At 64.1% G+C, this 16,177-nt stretch carries 14 protein-coding genes; 2 read left to right on the forward strand and 12 right to left on the reverse strand.

The window, feature by feature from the left end:
- Positions 1-9: 9 nt before the first annotated feature.
- Entirely contained in the window at positions 10-1,005 is a 996-nt protein-coding gene (locus tag K359_RS0118090) for an acetamidase/formamidase family protein (RefSeq protein WP_029080614.1), read from the reverse strand.
- A gap of 17 nt (positions 1,006-1,022) precedes the next feature.
- Positions 1,023-2,417, reverse strand: a complete 1,395-nt coding sequence (locus K359_RS0118095) for an amidase (protein ID WP_029080615.1) — start codon at positions 2,415-2,417, stop codon at positions 1,023-1,025.
- 420 nt (positions 2,418-2,837) lie between these two features.
- Between K359_RS0118095 and K359_RS0118105 the strand changes: the two genes are divergently transcribed.
- A complete protein-coding gene (locus K359_RS0118105; RefSeq protein ID WP_029080616.1) occupies positions 2,838-4,001 on the forward strand; it encodes a transporter substrate-binding domain-containing protein in 1,164 nt (387 codons plus the stop codon).
- A complete protein-coding gene (locus K359_RS0118110) occupies positions 3,998-4,585 on the forward strand; it encodes an ANTAR domain-containing response regulator (RefSeq protein ID WP_029080617.1) in 588 nt (195 codons plus the stop codon). The genes K359_RS0118105 and K359_RS0118110 overlap by 4 nt, the downstream gene beginning before the upstream one ends.
- Before the next feature lie 9 nt (positions 4,586-4,594).
- Here the strand turns inward: K359_RS0118110 and K359_RS0118115 are convergent, their stop codons facing one another.
- From K359_RS0118115 to K359_RS0118160, 10 genes are all read right to left on the reverse strand, one after another.
- Positions 4,595-6,883 carry a nitric oxide reductase activation protein NorD gene (locus K359_RS0118115; RefSeq protein WP_029080618.1) on the reverse strand — a complete coding sequence of 763 codons (2,289 nt, stop codon included), beginning with the start codon at positions 6,881-6,883 and terminating at the stop codon, positions 4,595-4,597.
- Positions 6,884-6,897: 14 nt separating this feature from the next.
- Positions 6,898-7,710 carry a CbbQ/NirQ/NorQ/GpvN family protein gene (locus K359_RS0118120; RefSeq protein WP_029080619.1) on the reverse strand — a complete coding sequence of 271 codons (813 nt, stop codon included), beginning with the start codon at positions 7,708-7,710 and terminating at the stop codon, positions 6,898-6,900.
- Positions 7,711-7,749: 39 nt separating this feature from the next.
- Positions 7,750-8,769 (reverse strand): alpha/beta fold hydrolase, encoded by a 1,020-nt coding sequence (locus K359_RS0118125; RefSeq protein ID WP_029080620.1) that lies wholly within the window; start codon positions 8,767-8,769, stop codon positions 7,750-7,752.
- A gap of 34 nt (positions 8,770-8,803) precedes the next feature.
- A complete protein-coding gene (locus K359_RS0118130) occupies positions 8,804-10,138 on the reverse strand; it encodes a cytosine permease (protein ID WP_029080621.1) in 1,335 nt (444 codons plus the stop codon).
- 95 nt (positions 10,139-10,233) lie between these two features.
- Complete coding sequence (locus tag K359_RS0118135) at positions 10,234-11,271, reverse strand: aliphatic amidase (RefSeq protein ID WP_029080622.1); 1,038 nt, start codon at positions 11,269-11,271, stop codon at positions 10,234-10,236.
- A gap of 33 nt (positions 11,272-11,304) precedes the next feature.
- Positions 11,305-11,997: an urea ABC transporter ATP-binding subunit UrtE gene (gene urtE / locus K359_RS0118140; RefSeq protein WP_029080623.1), complete on the reverse strand. Its 693-nt coding sequence runs from the start codon at positions 11,995-11,997 to the stop codon at positions 11,305-11,307.
- Positions 11,990-12,742 carry an urea ABC transporter ATP-binding protein UrtD gene (urtD, locus tag K359_RS0118145; protein ID WP_029080624.1) on the reverse strand — a complete coding sequence of 251 codons (753 nt, stop codon included), beginning with the start codon at positions 12,740-12,742 and terminating at the stop codon, positions 11,990-11,992. The genes urtE and urtD overlap by 8 nt, the downstream gene beginning before the upstream one ends.
- Positions 12,739-13,878: an urea ABC transporter permease subunit UrtC gene (gene urtC, locus K359_RS0118150; RefSeq protein WP_029080625.1), complete on the reverse strand. Its 1,140-nt coding sequence runs from the start codon at positions 13,876-13,878 to the stop codon at positions 12,739-12,741. The genes urtD and urtC overlap by 4 nt, the downstream gene beginning before the upstream one ends.
- A 16-nt stretch (positions 13,879-13,894) precedes the next feature.
- The gene (gene urtB, locus K359_RS0118155) at positions 13,895-14,764 is read right to left on the reverse strand and encodes an urea ABC transporter permease subunit UrtB (protein WP_029080626.1); all 870 of its coding nucleotides are present in this window, start codon (positions 14,762-14,764) and stop codon (positions 13,895-13,897) included.
- A 128-nt stretch (positions 14,765-14,892) separates the two neighbouring features.
- A complete protein-coding gene (locus K359_RS0118160) occupies positions 14,893-16,143 on the reverse strand; it encodes a transporter substrate-binding domain-containing protein (protein WP_035976739.1) in 1,251 nt (416 codons plus the stop codon).
- Positions 16,144-16,177 lie beyond the last annotated feature (34 nt).

Here is a 16,177-nt window from a genome sequence, read left to right on the forward strand (position 1 = left end):
TGTTGGAAGTCACGCCTTGAGGTAATTCTTCAGGATCGACGCCCCCATCGTGTATTTGGGGTCGACCATGTTGCCGAGCCGCATGCGGCCGGCCTGGCTGAGCAGCATGTAGGCGTCGATCTCGTCGAAGCCGTAGTCCGCACTCATCCACCGCACCAGCTCGCGATAGGCGATACGCGCCGCATCTTCGAGCGGCCGTGCGCTGCCGATCGTCATGATGAAGTCGCGGGTCTCGAGCCGCGGCCAGGCAAAGCTCCAGTTCTTGATCAGATCGACCTGCAGCGTGACGGTCGCGCGCTGCTCGAGCGCGACACCCGAGAGCTCGCCATCGCCTTGCGTGGCGTGGCAGTCACCGACATAGAGCAGCCCGCCCTCGGTATGCACCGGCAAATAGATGATCGCACCCGGCGCGACGTCGGGCAGGTCCATGTTGCCGCCGTGATAGTCGGGCTGCAGCGAGGAGATTGCCTCGATTTCGGGCGACACGCCGATGGTACCGATGAAGGGCTCGTAGGGCAGCGTGATCTTGTCGCTCCAGCGCACCCCGTTGCGGTCGACATGCAGCTTCTTGACGCGCTCGGGCAATGGCGGATTGAGCAACGCCGTGGATGCGGTCCCGACCAGACCGCCGAACTCCGGAATGATGCAGGTGGTGCCTGCTGGCTGTGCGCCGCGGGTCTCGACGTCGCGGATATAGACGGCGAGGCAATCGCCCTTTTTGGCGCCCTTGACCGCGATCGGCCCGCATTGCGGGTTCAGGTAAGGAAAGTTCAGCTTCGCGGTGGGGCTGTCGGTCTCGCTGGTGAGCACGCCGCCGAAGGCGTCTTCGGTCTCGACGACGACCACCCCGCCCGGATCGATCGACAGCGTCGGCTTGGCATAGGGTCCATAGACGTAATGGAAGCCGCCCTGTTGCTCGATCGTCAAACTATGGGTCGTGCCGGTCGCGCCCTTGGCGACGGCCCGCTTTGCCATGATGGAACTCTTCAACCAGTCTTCGGTCATGCCAACGGCTCCTCAACTCAGATCGCGGGATGGCGCTTGTGCCAGTCGGTGACGCGCTGGAAGGCATCGCCTGCGCGGACGAGACTTGCCTCGTCGAAGTGACGGCCGACGAATTGGAAGGCGACGGGGCCGCCGCTCGGCGCGAAACCGCCGGGAAGCGTCACGGTCGGGCTTCCGGTCATGTCGAACGGACAGGTGAAGCGAAGCAGCCCGGCAATCAGCGACGCGTCCTCGCCGAGCGCGGCCATCTTGGCCAGCGTCGGCGCGGCAAACGCCTGCGCCGGGACGGCGATCAGATCGACCGTCTCGAACAGCAGCCGCACGGCGCCGCGGAACGCTTCGCGCCGCAGCACGATCTTCTGATAGTCCATGCCGGATTGCGCCCGGCCGAGATCGAGCAGGCCTGCCAGCCCCGGACCGTACTCGTCCTTGCGTGCCGGATAGGTCTCCTCGTGCGCAACGGCCACTTCGATGCCGCACAGCGGGAACCAGTCCTCGATCACGGCCTTGGGATCGGGGAACGTGATCTCCTTGATCTTGGCGCCGAGATCGGCCGCAACCCGCAGACCTTCGGTGAGCACCTTGCTCGCTGCTTCGTCGGTGCCCTCGCTGGTCCAGCGCCGATCGACGCCGATCGTCACGCCGCGCAGGTCTCCGGTGAGACCAGCGAGATAGTCCGGCACGGATAACGGCACCGACGTGGTGTCCTTGGGGTCCTGGCCGGCGATCACGGAGAGCATCGCGCCGCAATCGGCCGCGCTGCGTGCCATCGGTCCGATGTGATCCAGCGTGGCCGCAAGTTCAAAGGCGCCGTAGCGGCTGACACGTCCCCAGGTCGGCTTCAGCCCGGTGATGCCGTTGGCAGCCGAAGGAAAGCGGATCGACCCGCCGGTGTCGGTTCCAAGCGAACCGAAGCAAAGGCCCGCCGCGGTAGCGACGCCGGAACCGCTTGAGGACGCACCCGACCACAGATCGGCGCTCCACGGGTTCTTCGGCGGATCGATCTTCGGGTGATGGTCGGCATAGGCGCCCTCGGTCTGCTGCAGCTTGCCGAGGATGATGGCGCCGGCATCCTTCAGCCGCGCGACCACCGTGGCGTCCTCGCTCGGCCGGAAATCGCGATGGATGGTCATGCCATGCGCGGCCGGCGCGCCCTTGACCCAGCACAGGTCCTTGATCGCGATCGGCACGCCGTGCAGCGGCCCCTTGACCTTGCCGGACGCGATGTCCTTTTCGGCCCCCGCCGCTTCCGCAAGCGCCACATCGGCCATCACAAAGGCGTAGCTCTTGAGCTTGCCGTCGAGCTGCTCGATCCGCCCGAGCATCGCCTTGGTCACTTCGACCGGCGAGAGCTTCTTGGCCTGGATTTGCTGCCCGACCTCAATCAGCCCGAGATAGTGAAGTTCCGTCATCGTCTCGCATCCCCGCACTTGACATGACGCAAGCGCAGGCACTGCCCATCACCGCGCATGCGCCTCCGGCTTGGCGACACGGAACGTGTCGCCAATTTGTTTAGCGGCAAAAGCAAAAAGCCACCCGCCCCTCCGAAACGAAGGTGACGAATGGCTCAAATGCCGCGGCTATGAACTATCGCATCGGGCCCGGGATCGAACGGAGCACTCTGCACGGCGACCGGGACGTCATCGGCCAAATCGACGCACGCAAGTTCGACAGGAAGCCCTGTAGGAGAAAATTCTAAGGAAGTGTGCAGCGCGTTGTCAACGAGGCTGGCTGCACAAATTTCGCGAGGTGCATGCGCAGCAAAACGGCATGACCTCTTGCCCCGACCTCTGCGAAGATGGTTTGCTTCGTGAATTCAGTGAAAGTCGTCGATGACAAAGCCGTCCATACCAGTTGGCATCATCTGCTCGCAGCACGGGCCCTATCAGGCCATGGGGCGCGAGATCCTCAAGAGCGCGATGATGGCGGTCGACGAGATCAACGAGCAGGATGGCTTCGATTTCTCGATGTCAGCGCATGTCCGCGATCCCCGCGGGGTGATTGCGGAATACCATACGGTCTGCGACGACCTCATTCGCAATGTCGGGGTCGAGCACATCATCGGCTGCTACACATCGGCCTCGCGCAAACAGGTGCTTCCGATCGTCGAGCGCACCGACCGACTGCTCTGGTATCCTGCCCGCTATGAGGGCTTCGAATGCTCCGACAACGTCATCTATGTCGGCGCCTCGCCCAATCACAACGTACTGCCGCTGGTGCGCTACGTGCTCGACAATCTGTCGCGCGAGATCTTCTGCGTCGGCTCCAACTATGTCTGGACCTGGGAAACCAATCGCGTCACCCGCGAGCTTGTGACGGCGGCGGGAGGTCGCATTCTCGCCGAACGCCTGCTCGAACTCGGTGAAAGCGCGGTCACGCACATCGTCGACGAGATCGTGCGGCGCCGGCCGCCGGTTGTCTTCAACACGCTGGTCGGCAGTTCGAGCTATGATTTCATCCGTGCCTTTCATGCCGCAACCACTGCGGCCAACCTCAGCATTCCCATGCTGAGCTGCAGCCTGTGCGAGCCGGAGCTCAAGATCGCAGGCCCTGCATCGGCCGGATGCATCACATCATCGGCCTATTTCGAAAGCATTCGCCTGCCTGAGAACAAGGCTTTCGTCGCACGCTGGAAGGCCCGTTACGGCGAACACAGCAGCCCCTCGGTGGACGGACAATCCGCCTATGTCGCGGTCTATCTCTTGGCCCGCGCGCTGCAGCGCGCCGGCACCTCTGATATCGGCGAGGTGCGGCGCGCCGCTGCCGGCCATCGCTACAATTCGCCACAGGGTCCGGTCTGGATCGATGATAGCAATAACCACTGCGTCCTGACGCCGCGGCTGGCCGTCTCCAACGCCGAGGGACAGTTTGACATCTTCTGGGAAGCTGAGGCTCCGGTTAAGCCTGATCCTTATCTGACGCAGCTCGACGTCGCCGCCAGCCCCGCAAGGGATGCAGCGTCGCCGAATGCGCCGCATTTGCGGGTTGTGAAATGAGCAAACCGTCTTCATTTTCGCTGCGCGGACGCAAGGCGCTGGTCGCCATCAAGGACGAGCGCGATGCCTCGATCGTCAGGCGCCAGTTCGAGCGTCTCGGGATCGAGATTGTCACATGGGAGCCCGGCGCCAAGATCGATTGCCGACCGGACGTGACGCTGGTCGACGACGAGTTCCTGCCGCTCACCTCACCGGCGCAGCGTGCGTCGCTTGGACAGAGCCCGGTCATCGCCCTGATCGGTACGGAGACGCCGAGCCGGCTGAAGCTGGTGCTCGACCTCGATCCGGCATCATTCCTGGTCAAGCCGCTGCGCTCGGCGGGCATCTATGCCGCCCTCGTGATGGCCTTCGAGCGGAACGAGCGCACCAACGAGCTGAAGCAGCAGGTGCTCAAGCTCGAGCAGCGGCTTCGATCCCGTCGCATCGTGCTCGCCGCCGTGCTTCAGGTCATGCACACCCATGCGCTGGCCGAGCCGGCCGCCTTTGCGCTGATCCGGCGGGCCGCCATGGAACAGCGCAAGACAATCGAGGACATTTCCGCGGAGATCACGGCAAAGGGCTCCCTGCCGCGGGCAATAGGCTAGCTGCCAGGACTACTTCTTCAGTTCCGCATAAAGCTGCATCACCCGTTGCGGCAACACCTCGATGCGCGGCACGCGAAGCGCATAGCGTTCGCCGAAAATGCGATCGAGCTGGGGAAATCTGCCTTCACCGATGCCGAAGGCAAAGATGTCGGTGCTGCGCCGCCGCAGCTGCTGCGCGGCACGGCGCGCGTCCTCAACGAGATATTGCGGGTCTGGCACGTCGATGTCGGAGGGCTCGCCATCGGTCAGGAGCAGCAGCACCTTGCGGAACGCACGTCGTCCCGCGAGGTAGCCGCCCGCATGGCGCAAGGCCGCACCAAGCCGGGTGGAATGGCTGCTGGCAACGCCCGCGAGGCGCGACCGTACCACAGCGTCCATCGGCTCCTCGAAGTCCTTGATGCGCAGATAACGCACGCGTTCGCGGCCGTCGGAGCTGAAGCCATGCACCGCGATCGAGTCATTGGCGGCCTCGACCGCCGTCGCCATGATCGCGGCTGCCTTACGCTCGACGTCGAGAACTGTCCGGCCGCGGCGATCGCGGTCGGCGGTCGATTGCGACAGATCCATCAGCAGCAGGATGGCGAGATCGCGCGGTCCCGGCGCATCGCGCTGATAGACCCTGGGCTCGCCAGTGTTGCCGGCACGTCGCTCGATCGTCACGGCGACTGCCGCATCGATGTCGAGCGCCTCGCCGTCGCGCTGGCCCTTGTGGCGGATGCGGCGGCCAATCGACGCATCGCGGGTCAAGCGCGTGACCCAGCGCATCGTGTCCGTGTCCGCCGGCAGATCGAACGGCTTCGCGGAAACGGCGGCATCAGCCTCCAGAATGGTGGTCCAGTCCGCCCGCTCGGCGCGCGCGGCATAGTCCCATTCCGGATAGGTTGCGGCCGGAAATCCGTCCAGCAGCGTGGCCGCGCCGGCCCTCGCACGCAGCGCCTCGTCCGGCTTGGCGTCGTCGTCGGCCGACTGTGCGGCTGGATCATCGCGCCGCTCGATCCGCACGGAATCGACCGCGAGCTCGATGGTCTCGGCCGGGCTGTCCGGCTGATCGCCAAAATCCCAAAGCGCCAGATTGTCGTCGCGGTAGGCGGGTTCGACGACATAGCTCTTGGCGTTGAACTGCAGCCGCATCTGCCCGATGTCATTGCCCAGAAGTCCGCCGATCTCGCGGCTGATGGCAGGATCGGTCCAGCGGTCGGCGGCGGCGGCAAACAGCTGCTGTCCCTTGGTGACCCATGCATCCGAATCCTGATAATCCGGGTCGATCAGCGCCCGCGCCAGCCGCGTCATCAGCCCGGCCGCCGTCGCCTGGCCGGATGGCGTCGCGGTGTGAAATGGCAGCCACAGCCGGCGCAGGCCGGGCAGTTCACGAAGCGCCAGCGTCTCGACCCGGGCATCCTCGATCAGCGAGACCAGCGCGATCTGCAGCGCCTTCAATCGCCCGACCGGAAAGCGGACGGTGGAATGCACCAGATGCGCCCCGGCGTGCGCGACCGCTGCGAGATAGAGCGCGTCCGCCCCCTCGCCTTCGAAGCCGGGAAACGTCTCCGGCAGGCCGATGAAGCCGGCGGCGAGCGAGGTCCGCCGCGGCACCGGCGTCGGTGCAACGGCCAATTTGCGGAAACGTGATTTTCTGTTCCACAACGCTAGTGTTGTCGCCGCGAGACGCTTCTCCAGCCGCGAAAAATCATCCCCTGTCCGCCCGGCTGCGAACAGCCGCGCCGACAGCGGATCCTCGAGCGCGAAATAGGCCCGCCGCCGCGCCGCGCGGCCGCCGCTCGCGCGCAAGCCGGCGGAGACCCAGGCGGAGAACGCCTCGCCGCCGGACTGCGCCAGAAACAGCTCCAGCCGAACGATCGCAAGGCCGGCCGACTCCGGCCCGGTATCTGCGAGTTGACCGAACGCAGCGAGAACCGCGGTGAGCTCTCCAGCACCCGCAAGCCGCGGCAGCACCTTGGACAGCTCAGTCAGCAGTGCGTGAGCGACGCGGCTTCCGGCGCTGCGGCCGATGTCGCTGACCGCACGGCCGATCGCGACCAGGTCGTCGGCCGGTCGCTGCACCGGCCACCGTTCCGATAGCCTGAGATAGCCGAGCACCACGGCTGCGCCGAGATTGACCGCGAACAGGCCGTGCACAGCCTCGTCCCAGGCCGCGAGATGATCGAACGAAACGACGGGCTGCAATGTGGCGCGCGCCGCCTGCACTGCCGCGGCGATCTCGTCGTGACCGCGCAACAGTGCCGCAAGCCGGCGTCCGGACCGGAAGCCATCGAGCGAACTGATTTGCGCGACCGCCACCTGCCGGCTTCCATTCACGCAGAGGCCGAGATCACGTCGCGCAACGTGTTCCTGGTGTCCGCATCATCTGTCAAGGGAACGACAATCGTGGTCTCGCACGCCTTTTCGAGGCTGATGCCGCATCCGATCAGCCGGCCGGCATTGACCAGCATCCGGGTCGAGGCGCCCTCGTCGAGACCTTGGCCCTTCAGGTTGCGACTGTGCTGGGCGATCTTGACCAGGAGATCGGCGAGGTTCGGCTCGATGCCGGCCTCGCGCGACACCACCTCGGTCTCCGCCGACCGGTCGGGATACCCGAAATCCAGCGCCGCAAAACGTTGTTTGGTGGATTCCTTGAGATCCTTGATCGCGCTCTGGTAACCCGGATTGTAGGAGATCACGAGCTGAAAGTCGGAATGGGCGTGGATCAGTTCGCCACGCTTTTCCAGCGGCAGGACACGACGATCATCGGTCAATGGATGGATCACGACGGTGGTGTCCTGGCGTGCCTCGACGATCTCGTCGAGGTAGCAGATCGCGCCAAGGCGCACGGCGGTGGTGAGCGGCCCGTCGCTCCACACCGTACCCTGTGCATCGAGCAGCCATCGCCCCACCAGATCCGCCGCCGTCATGTCCTCGTGACAGGCGACCGTGATGAGCGGGCGGCCGAGCCGCCACGCCATGTATTCGATGAACCGAGTCTTGCCGCAGCCGGTGGGGCCTTTCAGCATCACCGGCATGCGGTTCGCATAGGCTGCACCGAACAGTTCGACCTCATCCTTGAGCGGCCGGTAATACGGCTCCTCCCGGATGCGGTACTGGTCAAGCAGCAGAGCGGGATTGGACAAGCTCACCCCTCCCATGATCGCGCAGGCAACCGTTCGATTTCACGATGCGAGCAATTCCTTGAGCTTGGTGTCGATGAAGGCGACATCGACCGGGTTGGTTCCCGGCCCGCCCGCGAAATGCCCCCAGATCGACGGCACCGGCACGAACTTGGCGTTCGGCATGTTCGCCACTTCGATCTCGCTGTCCTCGGGCGGGAAGTAAAGATCGGTCTGCCCCGGCATGACATAGGCCTTGGCCTTGATCGCCCTGAGCGCGGCCTTGAAGTCGCCCTTGTAGATCTCGTTGGCGCTGATGTCACCGTTCTGCCAGGTCCACAGCATGGTGAGCAGGTTGTTGGGATCCTTCGGCAAGAAGAAGCCCTCCCAGAACGCCACCAGGAAATCCTCCAGCGACGAATAGCCCAGCGTCTTGATGTCGAGCTGCTCGCGATAAAAGGCCTGCGAAAAGCCCCAGCCGGCATAGACCCGCGCGGCTGCGCGCAGGCCGCGGGCCGGCTTGTCGGTGTACCAGCCCTCCTTCCACGCGGCATCCGCAGTGAGCGCCGCCTTCACGCCCTCGAGGAACACGTAGTTGTGGCGCGAGCATTTGGCCGAGCCGCAGAACGGCGCCAGCAGGTCCATCATATCGGGGTAGAGCGCGCCCCAATGGAAGGTCTGCAGTGCCCCCATCGACCAACCGACCACCAGACGGATGTGCTTGATACCGAATTGCTCGGTCACCAGCCGGTGCTGGGCGCGCACATTGTCATAGGCCGTCACCTGCGGAAAACGCGGCCCGTTGTACGGCTCCGGTGTGTTGCTCGGCGATGACGACAGGCCGTTGCCGAGCATGTTGGGTATGATGATGAAGTATTTTGCCGGATCGAGTGCCATGCCCGGCCCGATCAGCCATTCATTGTCGTAGTGCTGGCCGGAGTACCAGGTCGGATAGACGATCACGTTGTCCTTGGCCGCGTTGAGCTGGCCAAACGTCTTGTAGGCGAGCTTGCAGTCGCGGATGGTCGCGCCGCGCTGCAAGGTCAGATTGCCGAGATCGTAGATCTGATAGTCGACGCTCATTGATGCATCCTTTTTGCTTAATCGAGCCTGTCGCTTATGCGGGACGCGCCACCTTTTCGGCGGACGGCTCCACCCGTGCGATCGCCCCGTACACGATGCCGGCGACCAGCGCGGCCGAGATCGCAGTGGACAGCCCCGGCATCAGGTTTTCAACTGCAAAGGCGCACAGCGACCCGATGCCCCAGGCAATGAACGGCTTCGCACGCCAGTCCACGTCCGCCCGCGCACCGGCGCGCAACAGGTACTGGTCGACCAGGATGATCGCACCGATCGGCGGCACGAGGATGCCGAGCAGCGACAGCCATTGGATGAAGAACGCCCAGACATTGCCAGCCGCAACGACGATGCCGATGGCGCCAAGTATCACGGCCATCAAGCGCATGTTGGTGCCCAGAATGCGCGACCAGCCGGTGGCCGCATTATACAGGCAGTGCGAGCAGACCGAGCCAAGATTGGCGTAGAGGAAGATGAACGCGAGGATGCTGAGCCAGGTGAGCTGCTTGCCGTTCATGTAGCCGAACATGTTGTCGACGCCGAACGGATTGGCGTTTGGCACGGCGAGCGCCGCGGTCATCACGCCGCCAACCAGCATCGCCACCAGATTGGCAAACGGAAACGCGCTGAATGTGGCAAACAGTGATGATCGCGCACTCGGCGCCCAGCGGTTGAAGTCCGCAGTCACCGTGCCGGCGTCGATGAACAGCGCGAGCACCACCGTGAGACCGACGCCCATCGACATGCTGGCCACGCCATTATTGCCGGCATAGCCAAAGATCGCCGCTGATGTCGTGGTCGAGGCGGCGTCGGCCGCGACCCAAAGGCCGAGCACGACGAACAGCGGCACCGACGCCAGCCCGATATAGTGCAAGCCCTTCACGCCGACGAAGGTGATTCCGATATAGAGCACGCCGGCAACGATGGTCATGGCCACGTAATTGAGGCCGTAGGTCGAGGAGATCAAGGCGCCCGTGATGCCGGTCTGCACGGCGTACCAGCCGAGCAGCAGCGTCGACAGCAGACCCGACGCCAGCACATAGCCCTTCTTGCCGAACACAATGCTCGCGATCAGCGCGAAGTTCATGCCGCGCCGGGTGCCGATCAGGCCGAGCGCGCCCACATAGGCGAACATGATCAAATTGCCGACGATCATCGCTACCAGCGCATTCTTGAACCCCATGCCCAGCACGAGCAGCGATCCGGTCATCGCGCCGGTGATGATCATCGGAAAGCCCAGCCACACCATGGTCACCGAGAAGGCGCTGCGCCGGGCGCCCATCGGCACCGGCTCGTGCTCGAACTCGTGACCGAGAAGGTCGTCGATCTGGCCCTCGGTCTGATGAACCAGCCCGCTATTGGATTGACTGCTCATGATATCGCCCCCGCTTCCCCTGTGTGGAAATGCCCGCCGTTGCCTCGAACCACGCCGGCGCGAAACACAGCGCCGGCGCCGATCGTCGATGTCGCCTAGCGATGCGCGACTTTCTGGTTCGGAATGCCCTCGATCGGACACTCGTCGGTGCCGACAGTCGGGCGGGTCATGGCCTCGACCATTTCCCGCGTGCCCTCGGGGTCCGTGATCCAGTTCTTGTAGAAGGTGTAGGGGCAGACCGCGTGGCCGCGATCACCATCACCGGAGTTGATCAGGCCGGTATAGCCGCGGTGCATCAGCTTGAAGAGATGGTTCTGCGACTGCATGTTGCGGCGGGCGTCGCGGATCAGCGATACCGAGAGCTGGGCGTACTGGATGCCGTTGTCCTCGGTGCCGCACTCGCCGAGCGTGCGGCCGTCGAAACCGATGATCGCGGAATGGCCGAAATAGGAATAGACGCCGTCGAAGCCCGAGGCGTTGGCGACCGCGACGTAGCAATTGTTGGCCCAGGCCATCGACTTCGAGATCTGGATCTGCTGCTCCTTGGCCGGATACATGTAACCCTGGCAGCGGACGATCAACTCGGCGCCGCGCATGGCGCAGTCACGCCAGATCTCCGGATAGTTGCCGTCGTCGCAGATGATCAGACTGATCTTCAGCCCCTTCGGCCCTTCCGAGACGTAGGTGCAGTCGCCGGGATACCAGCCCTCGATCGGCACCCATGGCATGATCTTGCGATACTTCTGGACGATCTCGCCCTTGTCGTTCATCAGGATCAGAGTGTTGTACGGCGCCTTGTTGGGATGCTCCTCGTGGCGCTCGCCGGTCAGCGAGAACACGCCCCAGACCTTCGCCTTGCGGCAGGCGTCCGCGAAGATGCGGGTCTCCTCGCCGGGCACCGACGATGCCGTCTCGTACATCTCCTTGGAGTCGTACATGATGCCGTGGGTCGAGTATTCCGGGAAGATCACCAGGTCCATGCCCGGCAGGCCGAGCTTCATGCCCTCGACCATGTTGGCGATGTTGCGCGCGTTATCCAGCACCTGCGCCTTGGTGTGCAGGCGTGGCATCTTGTAATTGACCACGGCGACGCCGACCGTGTCCTTGCTGCTCGATATGTCTCCATGCAACATGTCTCGACTCCCTTTCTTGAACCATAGTTCCCGCTACACAGCCATGTGCAGCTGGATGAGATCATCGGTGAGCTCACCGATCGCGCCCTTGGCGACGACGCGTCCCTTTTCGAGCAGCGCGAAGCGGTGAGACGCACGCCGCGCGAACGCGACATTCTGTTCGACCAGCACGACTGTGATGCCGCGCTCGCGGTTGAGGCGGACGATCACGTCCTCGATCTGCTCGACGATGTTCGGCTGGATGCCCTCGGTCGGTTCGTCCAGCAGGATGACCTTGGGCTGGGCGAGCAGCGCGCGCGCGATCGCAAGCTGCTGCTGCTGGCCGCCGGAGAGATTGCCGCCGTAGCGATTGAGAAAGTCCTTGAGAACCGGAAACAGCTCGAGCACCCACTCCTCGATGCCGTTGGCCGATTTCGCAGCGAAGGTCCCGAGCGTCAGGTTCTCCCGCACAGTGAAGCGCGGCAGAATGCCGCGTCCCTGCGGCACATAGGCGATGCCGGCCTTGGCGCGCTGATAGGTCCGCAATGGCGAGATGTCGGCGCCGTCGAGCGACAGCCGTCCGGTGACGCGGTCCATCAGGCCGAGGATGCTGCGCATCAGCGTGGTCTTGCCGACGCCGTTGCGGCCGAGCACCGAGAGGAACTCGCCATTGCCGACCATCAGGTTGATGCCCTGCAGGGCGCGGCTGTTGCCGTAAAAGGCGTCGACGTCGGTCAGCTCAAGCATGGCTGATGCCTCCCGATCCGAGGTAAGCGCGGCGCACTTCGGGATGCGCCTCGACCTCCGCCGCGGTGCCCTCGGCCAGCATCTGGCCCATATGCATCACCGAGATGATGTCGCCGATCGCCTTGACGAAACCCATGTCATGCTCGACCACGATCAGCGTGTGCTTGCCCTTCAGCCGCGCGAACAGTTCGGCGGTCTTGCGAGTTTCCTGTGCCGTCATGCCCGCGGTGGGCTCGTCCATCAGGATCAGCTCGGCGTCCTGGGCGACCAGCATGCCGATCTCGAGCCATTGGGTCTGGCCGTGCGACAGATAGGCGGCGGGCCGGTCGAGCTGCTCGGTGAGCCCGACCAGTTCGGCAAGACGTTCAACGTCCGGGCGCCCGGAATTGCCGACATTCCAGCGAAGATTGCCGAACACGGAGGTGTGGTGGGCCCGGGCCACTTCAAGGTTCTCGGAGACCGAGAGCTCGCGGAACACGCTCGGCACCTGGAACTTGCGGCCAACGCCGGCGCGGGCGATCTCGTATTCCTCGAGATCCTGCAGCGCGGTGCCGTCAAAGCTGACGGTGCCGCCGCTCGGCTTGACCTTGCCGCAGATGATGTCCAGCGCCGTGGTCTTGCCCGCGCCGTTCGGCCCGATCAGGCAACGCAGTTCGCCCTTGCGGACGCTCATGTTGAGGCCATTGATCGCCCTGAAGCCATTGAAGCTGACCGAGATGTCGCGGAGTTCGAGATGGGAAGTCATGTGCTGCCCTCCGTCTGGCCGACGCCTTGCGCAACACCACGGCCGGTGGCCTGCCGGCGTTGCACGATCCAGCGCACGACGACCTGGGCGAGGCCGGCGAGCCCCTTCGGCAGGAACAGCACCACGAGCACGAACAGCGCGCCCATCACCAGCGTCCAGGTTTCCAGGAAAGCCGCAGATTCCGACAGCGCCCCCTGCATGCCCGCCACCAGCACCGCGCCGAGGAACGCACCGACCAGGCTCTGCCGGCCGCCGACCGCGCACCACACCACCACCGACAGCGAAATCTGCACGCCAAGGAAGGTCGGCGAGGCAAACTCCATCACCACCGTGTAGAGCATGCCGGCAAGCCCCGCGATCGCGGCCGACAGCGCGAACACGAAGATCTGGTAGAGCGCGACGTCGTAGCCGAAGTAACGCACCCGGCTCTCATGGTCGCGGATCGCCTGCACGATCAGGCCGGCCCTGGACTTCGTGAAGGCAAAGGCGACGAGCAGGCTGAGCAGCACGCAGCCGGCCACGAGATAGTAGGTCGCGCGGCCATAAGCATCGAACGCGACGCCGAAGATCTCGAGCTGGGCGAGATCGGTGATCCCGTTGAAGCCGCCGGTATAGCTCTGCTGGTCGATGATCACGAGATTGATCACCACCATGGTGGCGAGCGTGATGATCGAGACGTAGACGCCGGTCACACGTCCGCGGAACATGAACCAGCCGAGCGCCGCCGCAACCAGTGCCGGCACGAGCAGGCCCGCCGCGATGGCGAAGGTCAGCGAGCGGAACGGCTCCCAGAACCATGGCAGGTGCGCGACATTGTTCCAGACCATGAAGTCCGGCAGTCCGCTCGCCCCCGTATGCACGGGGACGGTCTTGAGCTTCAGCGCCATCGCCATGGCGTAGGAGCCGAGCCCGAAGCTCATCGCCTGGCCGAGGTTCAGGATGCCGCCGAAGCCCCAGGACAGCCCGAGCGACACCGTGAGGATGCCAAGCACCAGATAGCGCGCGACCTTGTTGAGCAGGAAGTCATTGTTGAGCAGCACCGGCAGCGCGATCACGAGCGCGCAGACAATGAGCAGCGGGGCAAGCTGCGCGATCAGGCGCTGCAATCCGCTGGAGGTAGTCACATTCGACGGCATGAATGAGCGATCTGTCTCAGGCCCGCACGCGTGCGGTGAAAAGCCCTTCGGGGCGGAAACGGATGAGCACGACGATGGCGAGCAGCACGATTGCCTTCGCCACCGTGTCGTTCTGCAGGAAGGCAATGCCGCCGGAGAGTTCGCCGAGAATGAAGGCGCTCGCCACGGTGCCGGCGAGGCTCTGCACGCCGCCGAGCACGACCACCATGAAGGCATCGACCACATAGCCGGTGCCCATATCGGGCGACACGCTCTTGAGCGGCGACACCAGTGCGCCGGCCAGGCCCGCAAGCCCGGCGCCATAGGCAAACGTCAGCGCATAGACCCGCTTGGCGTTGATGCCGAACGAGGCGGCGACCGAGCGGTCCTGGATGATCGCGCGCAGCTTCATCCCGACCGTGGTGCGGTTCATCAGCAACCAGGTCGCCATGAACAGCGCGATCGACACCACGAACAGGAACACCCGATACGACGATATCGGGATACCGAACACGTTCATGCTGTCGGACAGCGCCGGCGGCAGCTGCACGTAGCGCAACTCGCTGCCGACCATCAGCCGCACCGCCTGCTGCAGCATGATGCCGACGCCCCAGGTCGCAAGAATCGTATCCAGCGGCCGGTTGTTGAGCAGGCTCAGGACGTAGCGCTCAATGACCCAGCCGAACGCGGCAACCACGAGGAAGATCGGGACCAGGCTCGTCAGCAGGCTCCACCCGAAATAGGTGTGAAACACCCAGGCCGCGTACGCACCGAGCATCACGAACTCGCCATGGGCGAGATTGATGATGCCCATCGAGCCGTAGATGATCGACAGTCCCAGCGCGACCAGCAGCAGGATCGACCCGATGCTCAGGCCCGTGACGATTTGTTCGATGAATTGGTCCACGTCGGGATCCGCTCTTCAATGTTCGTTTGGTGCGCCTGCCCCTCGCACGCATGCATGCGAGAGGCGCATTTGCTGCGGGACGCCGGCCGCCGGCGCCGCACGCCGACGGCCTTGGTCAGCCCCGGTTGTCAGCTCTTCTCGACCAGGCCCTTCTCGGTGCAGGACTGCCCGGGATAGGCCGCGTAAGGCACCGGCTTCAGCCATTCCTTGGATTCGACGAGAATCTCGAACTGGCCGTTCGACTTCGCCTGGGCGATCTTCGGCCATAGCCAGGTGTGAAGGTTCTCCGGCTCGATCTGGACCTTGCCCTGCGGCGCAATCATTCCCTCGCCCTTGACCGCGTCGCGAATGTTCGGCGGCGTCAGGTCGCTGGTCGCAAGCTTCTCGACCGCCTGTTTGAACAAATAGGTCTGGAAGTAGCAGGCCTCCGACACGAAATGCGTGACCTTGTCGGCGCCCCAGCGCTTCTTGTAGGCCGCGACGAACTTCTCGTTCTCCGGCGACTTGTGCACCATGAAGTACGGCGCCGAGGTGAAGTGGCCGGCGGCAGCCTCACCGCCCATCGCCGCGACCTCATTCTCGGACGTGGTGAGGCTCGCCATCGGCATCTTCTCGGGATCGAGGCCGGCAGCGCGATACTGGCGATGCAGCGCGACCACGGAATCGCCAACCACAGTCGAGAAGATCACGTTCGGCTGGGTCGAGCGGATCTTGTTGATGACGGAAGAGAATTCGGAATGGCCGAGCGGCACATATTCTTCCGCGACGACCTCGCCACCAAGCTTCTCGAGCAGCTTCTTGCAGTAGTTATTCTCTTCCTTCGGATAGATGTAGTTGGAGCCGATCAGATAGAACTTCTTGCCGAACTTCTTGACCAGCCAGGGCACGAACTCGTCCTGCTGCTGGTTCGGCACCGCCCCGGTGTAGATCACGTTCTTCGAACACTCGCGGCCTTCATAGAGCGTCGGATACCAATAGAGATTGTTCTGCCGCTCGAACACCGGGAGTACCGCCTTGCGGCTCGCCGAAGTGTAGGAGCCGAACACGCTGACGCATTTGTCGCCGACGACGAGCTTGCGGGCCTTCTCCGAGAAGGTCGCGGGATCGGACGCAGGATCCTCGACGATCGGCACGATCTTGCTGCCCTTGATGCCGCCGGCGGCGTTGATTTCCTCGATCGCGAGCAGCGTAGCCTTGTTGAGCGATTCCTCGATGATCGCGGTCGTTCCCGTCAGCGAGAACAGCACGCCGACCTTGATTTCGCCGCCGGCGGCGTAAGCGAGGTCGGCGTTCTTGATCCAGATGTGCGGCAGTCCGGCGCCGGCAAACGCGCCAAGCGCCGCGGTATTCCTCAGCAAAGTCCGCCGTGAAATGCTCATCCCTAGCTCCCTTCAGGACTGAAAAAAACAAAAA

Origin of the sequence: Bradyrhizobium sp. th-b2 (assembly GCF_000426785.1) — a bacterium.
GTDB classification, from domain to species: domain Bacteria; phylum Pseudomonadota; class Alphaproteobacteria; order Rhizobiales; family Xanthobacteraceae; genus Bradyrhizobium; species Bradyrhizobium septentrionale.

Excerpts from the sequence above, each read along its gene's own strand:
- K359_RS0118090 (WP_029080614.1), bottom strand. The coding sequence starts at position 1,005 with ATGACCGAAGACTGGTTGAAGAGTTCCATCATGGCAAAGCGGGCCGTC.
- urtC (WP_029080625.1), bottom strand. The coding sequence starts at position 13,878 with ATGCCGTCGAATGTGACTACCTCCAGCGGATTGCAGCGCCTGATCGCG.
- K359_RS0118110 (WP_029080617.1), top strand. The coding sequence starts at position 3,998 with ATGAGCAAACCGTCTTCATTTTCGCTGCGCGGACGCAAGGCGCTGGTC.
- K359_RS0118135 (WP_029080622.1), bottom strand. The coding sequence starts at position 11,271 with ATGTTGCATGGAGACATATCGAGCAGCAAGGACACGGTCGGCGTCGCC.
- K359_RS0118160 (WP_035976739.1), bottom strand. The coding sequence starts at position 16,143 with ATGAGCATTTCACGGCGGACTTTGCTGAGGAATACCGCGGCGCTTGGC.
- K359_RS0118130 (WP_029080621.1), bottom strand. The coding sequence starts at position 10,138 with ATGAGCAGTCAATCCAATAGCGGGCTGGTTCATCAGACCGAGGGCCAG.
- K359_RS0118105 (WP_029080616.1), top strand. The coding sequence starts at position 2,838 with ATGACAAAGCCGTCCATACCAGTTGGCATCATCTGCTCGCAGCACGGG.
- K359_RS0118095 (WP_029080615.1), bottom strand. The coding sequence starts at position 2,417 with ATGACGGAACTTCACTATCTCGGGCTGATTGAGGTCGGGCAGCAAATC.
- urtD (WP_029080624.1), bottom strand. The coding sequence starts at position 12,742 with ATGACTTCCCATCTCGAACTCCGCGACATCTCGGTCAGCTTCAATGGC.
- K359_RS0118125 (WP_029080620.1), bottom strand. The coding sequence starts at position 8,769 with ATGAGCGTCGACTATCAGATCTACGATCTCGGCAATCTGACCTTGCAG.
- urtE (WP_029080623.1), bottom strand. The coding sequence starts at position 11,997 with ATGCTTGAGCTGACCGACGTCGACGCCTTTTACGGCAACAGCCGCGCC.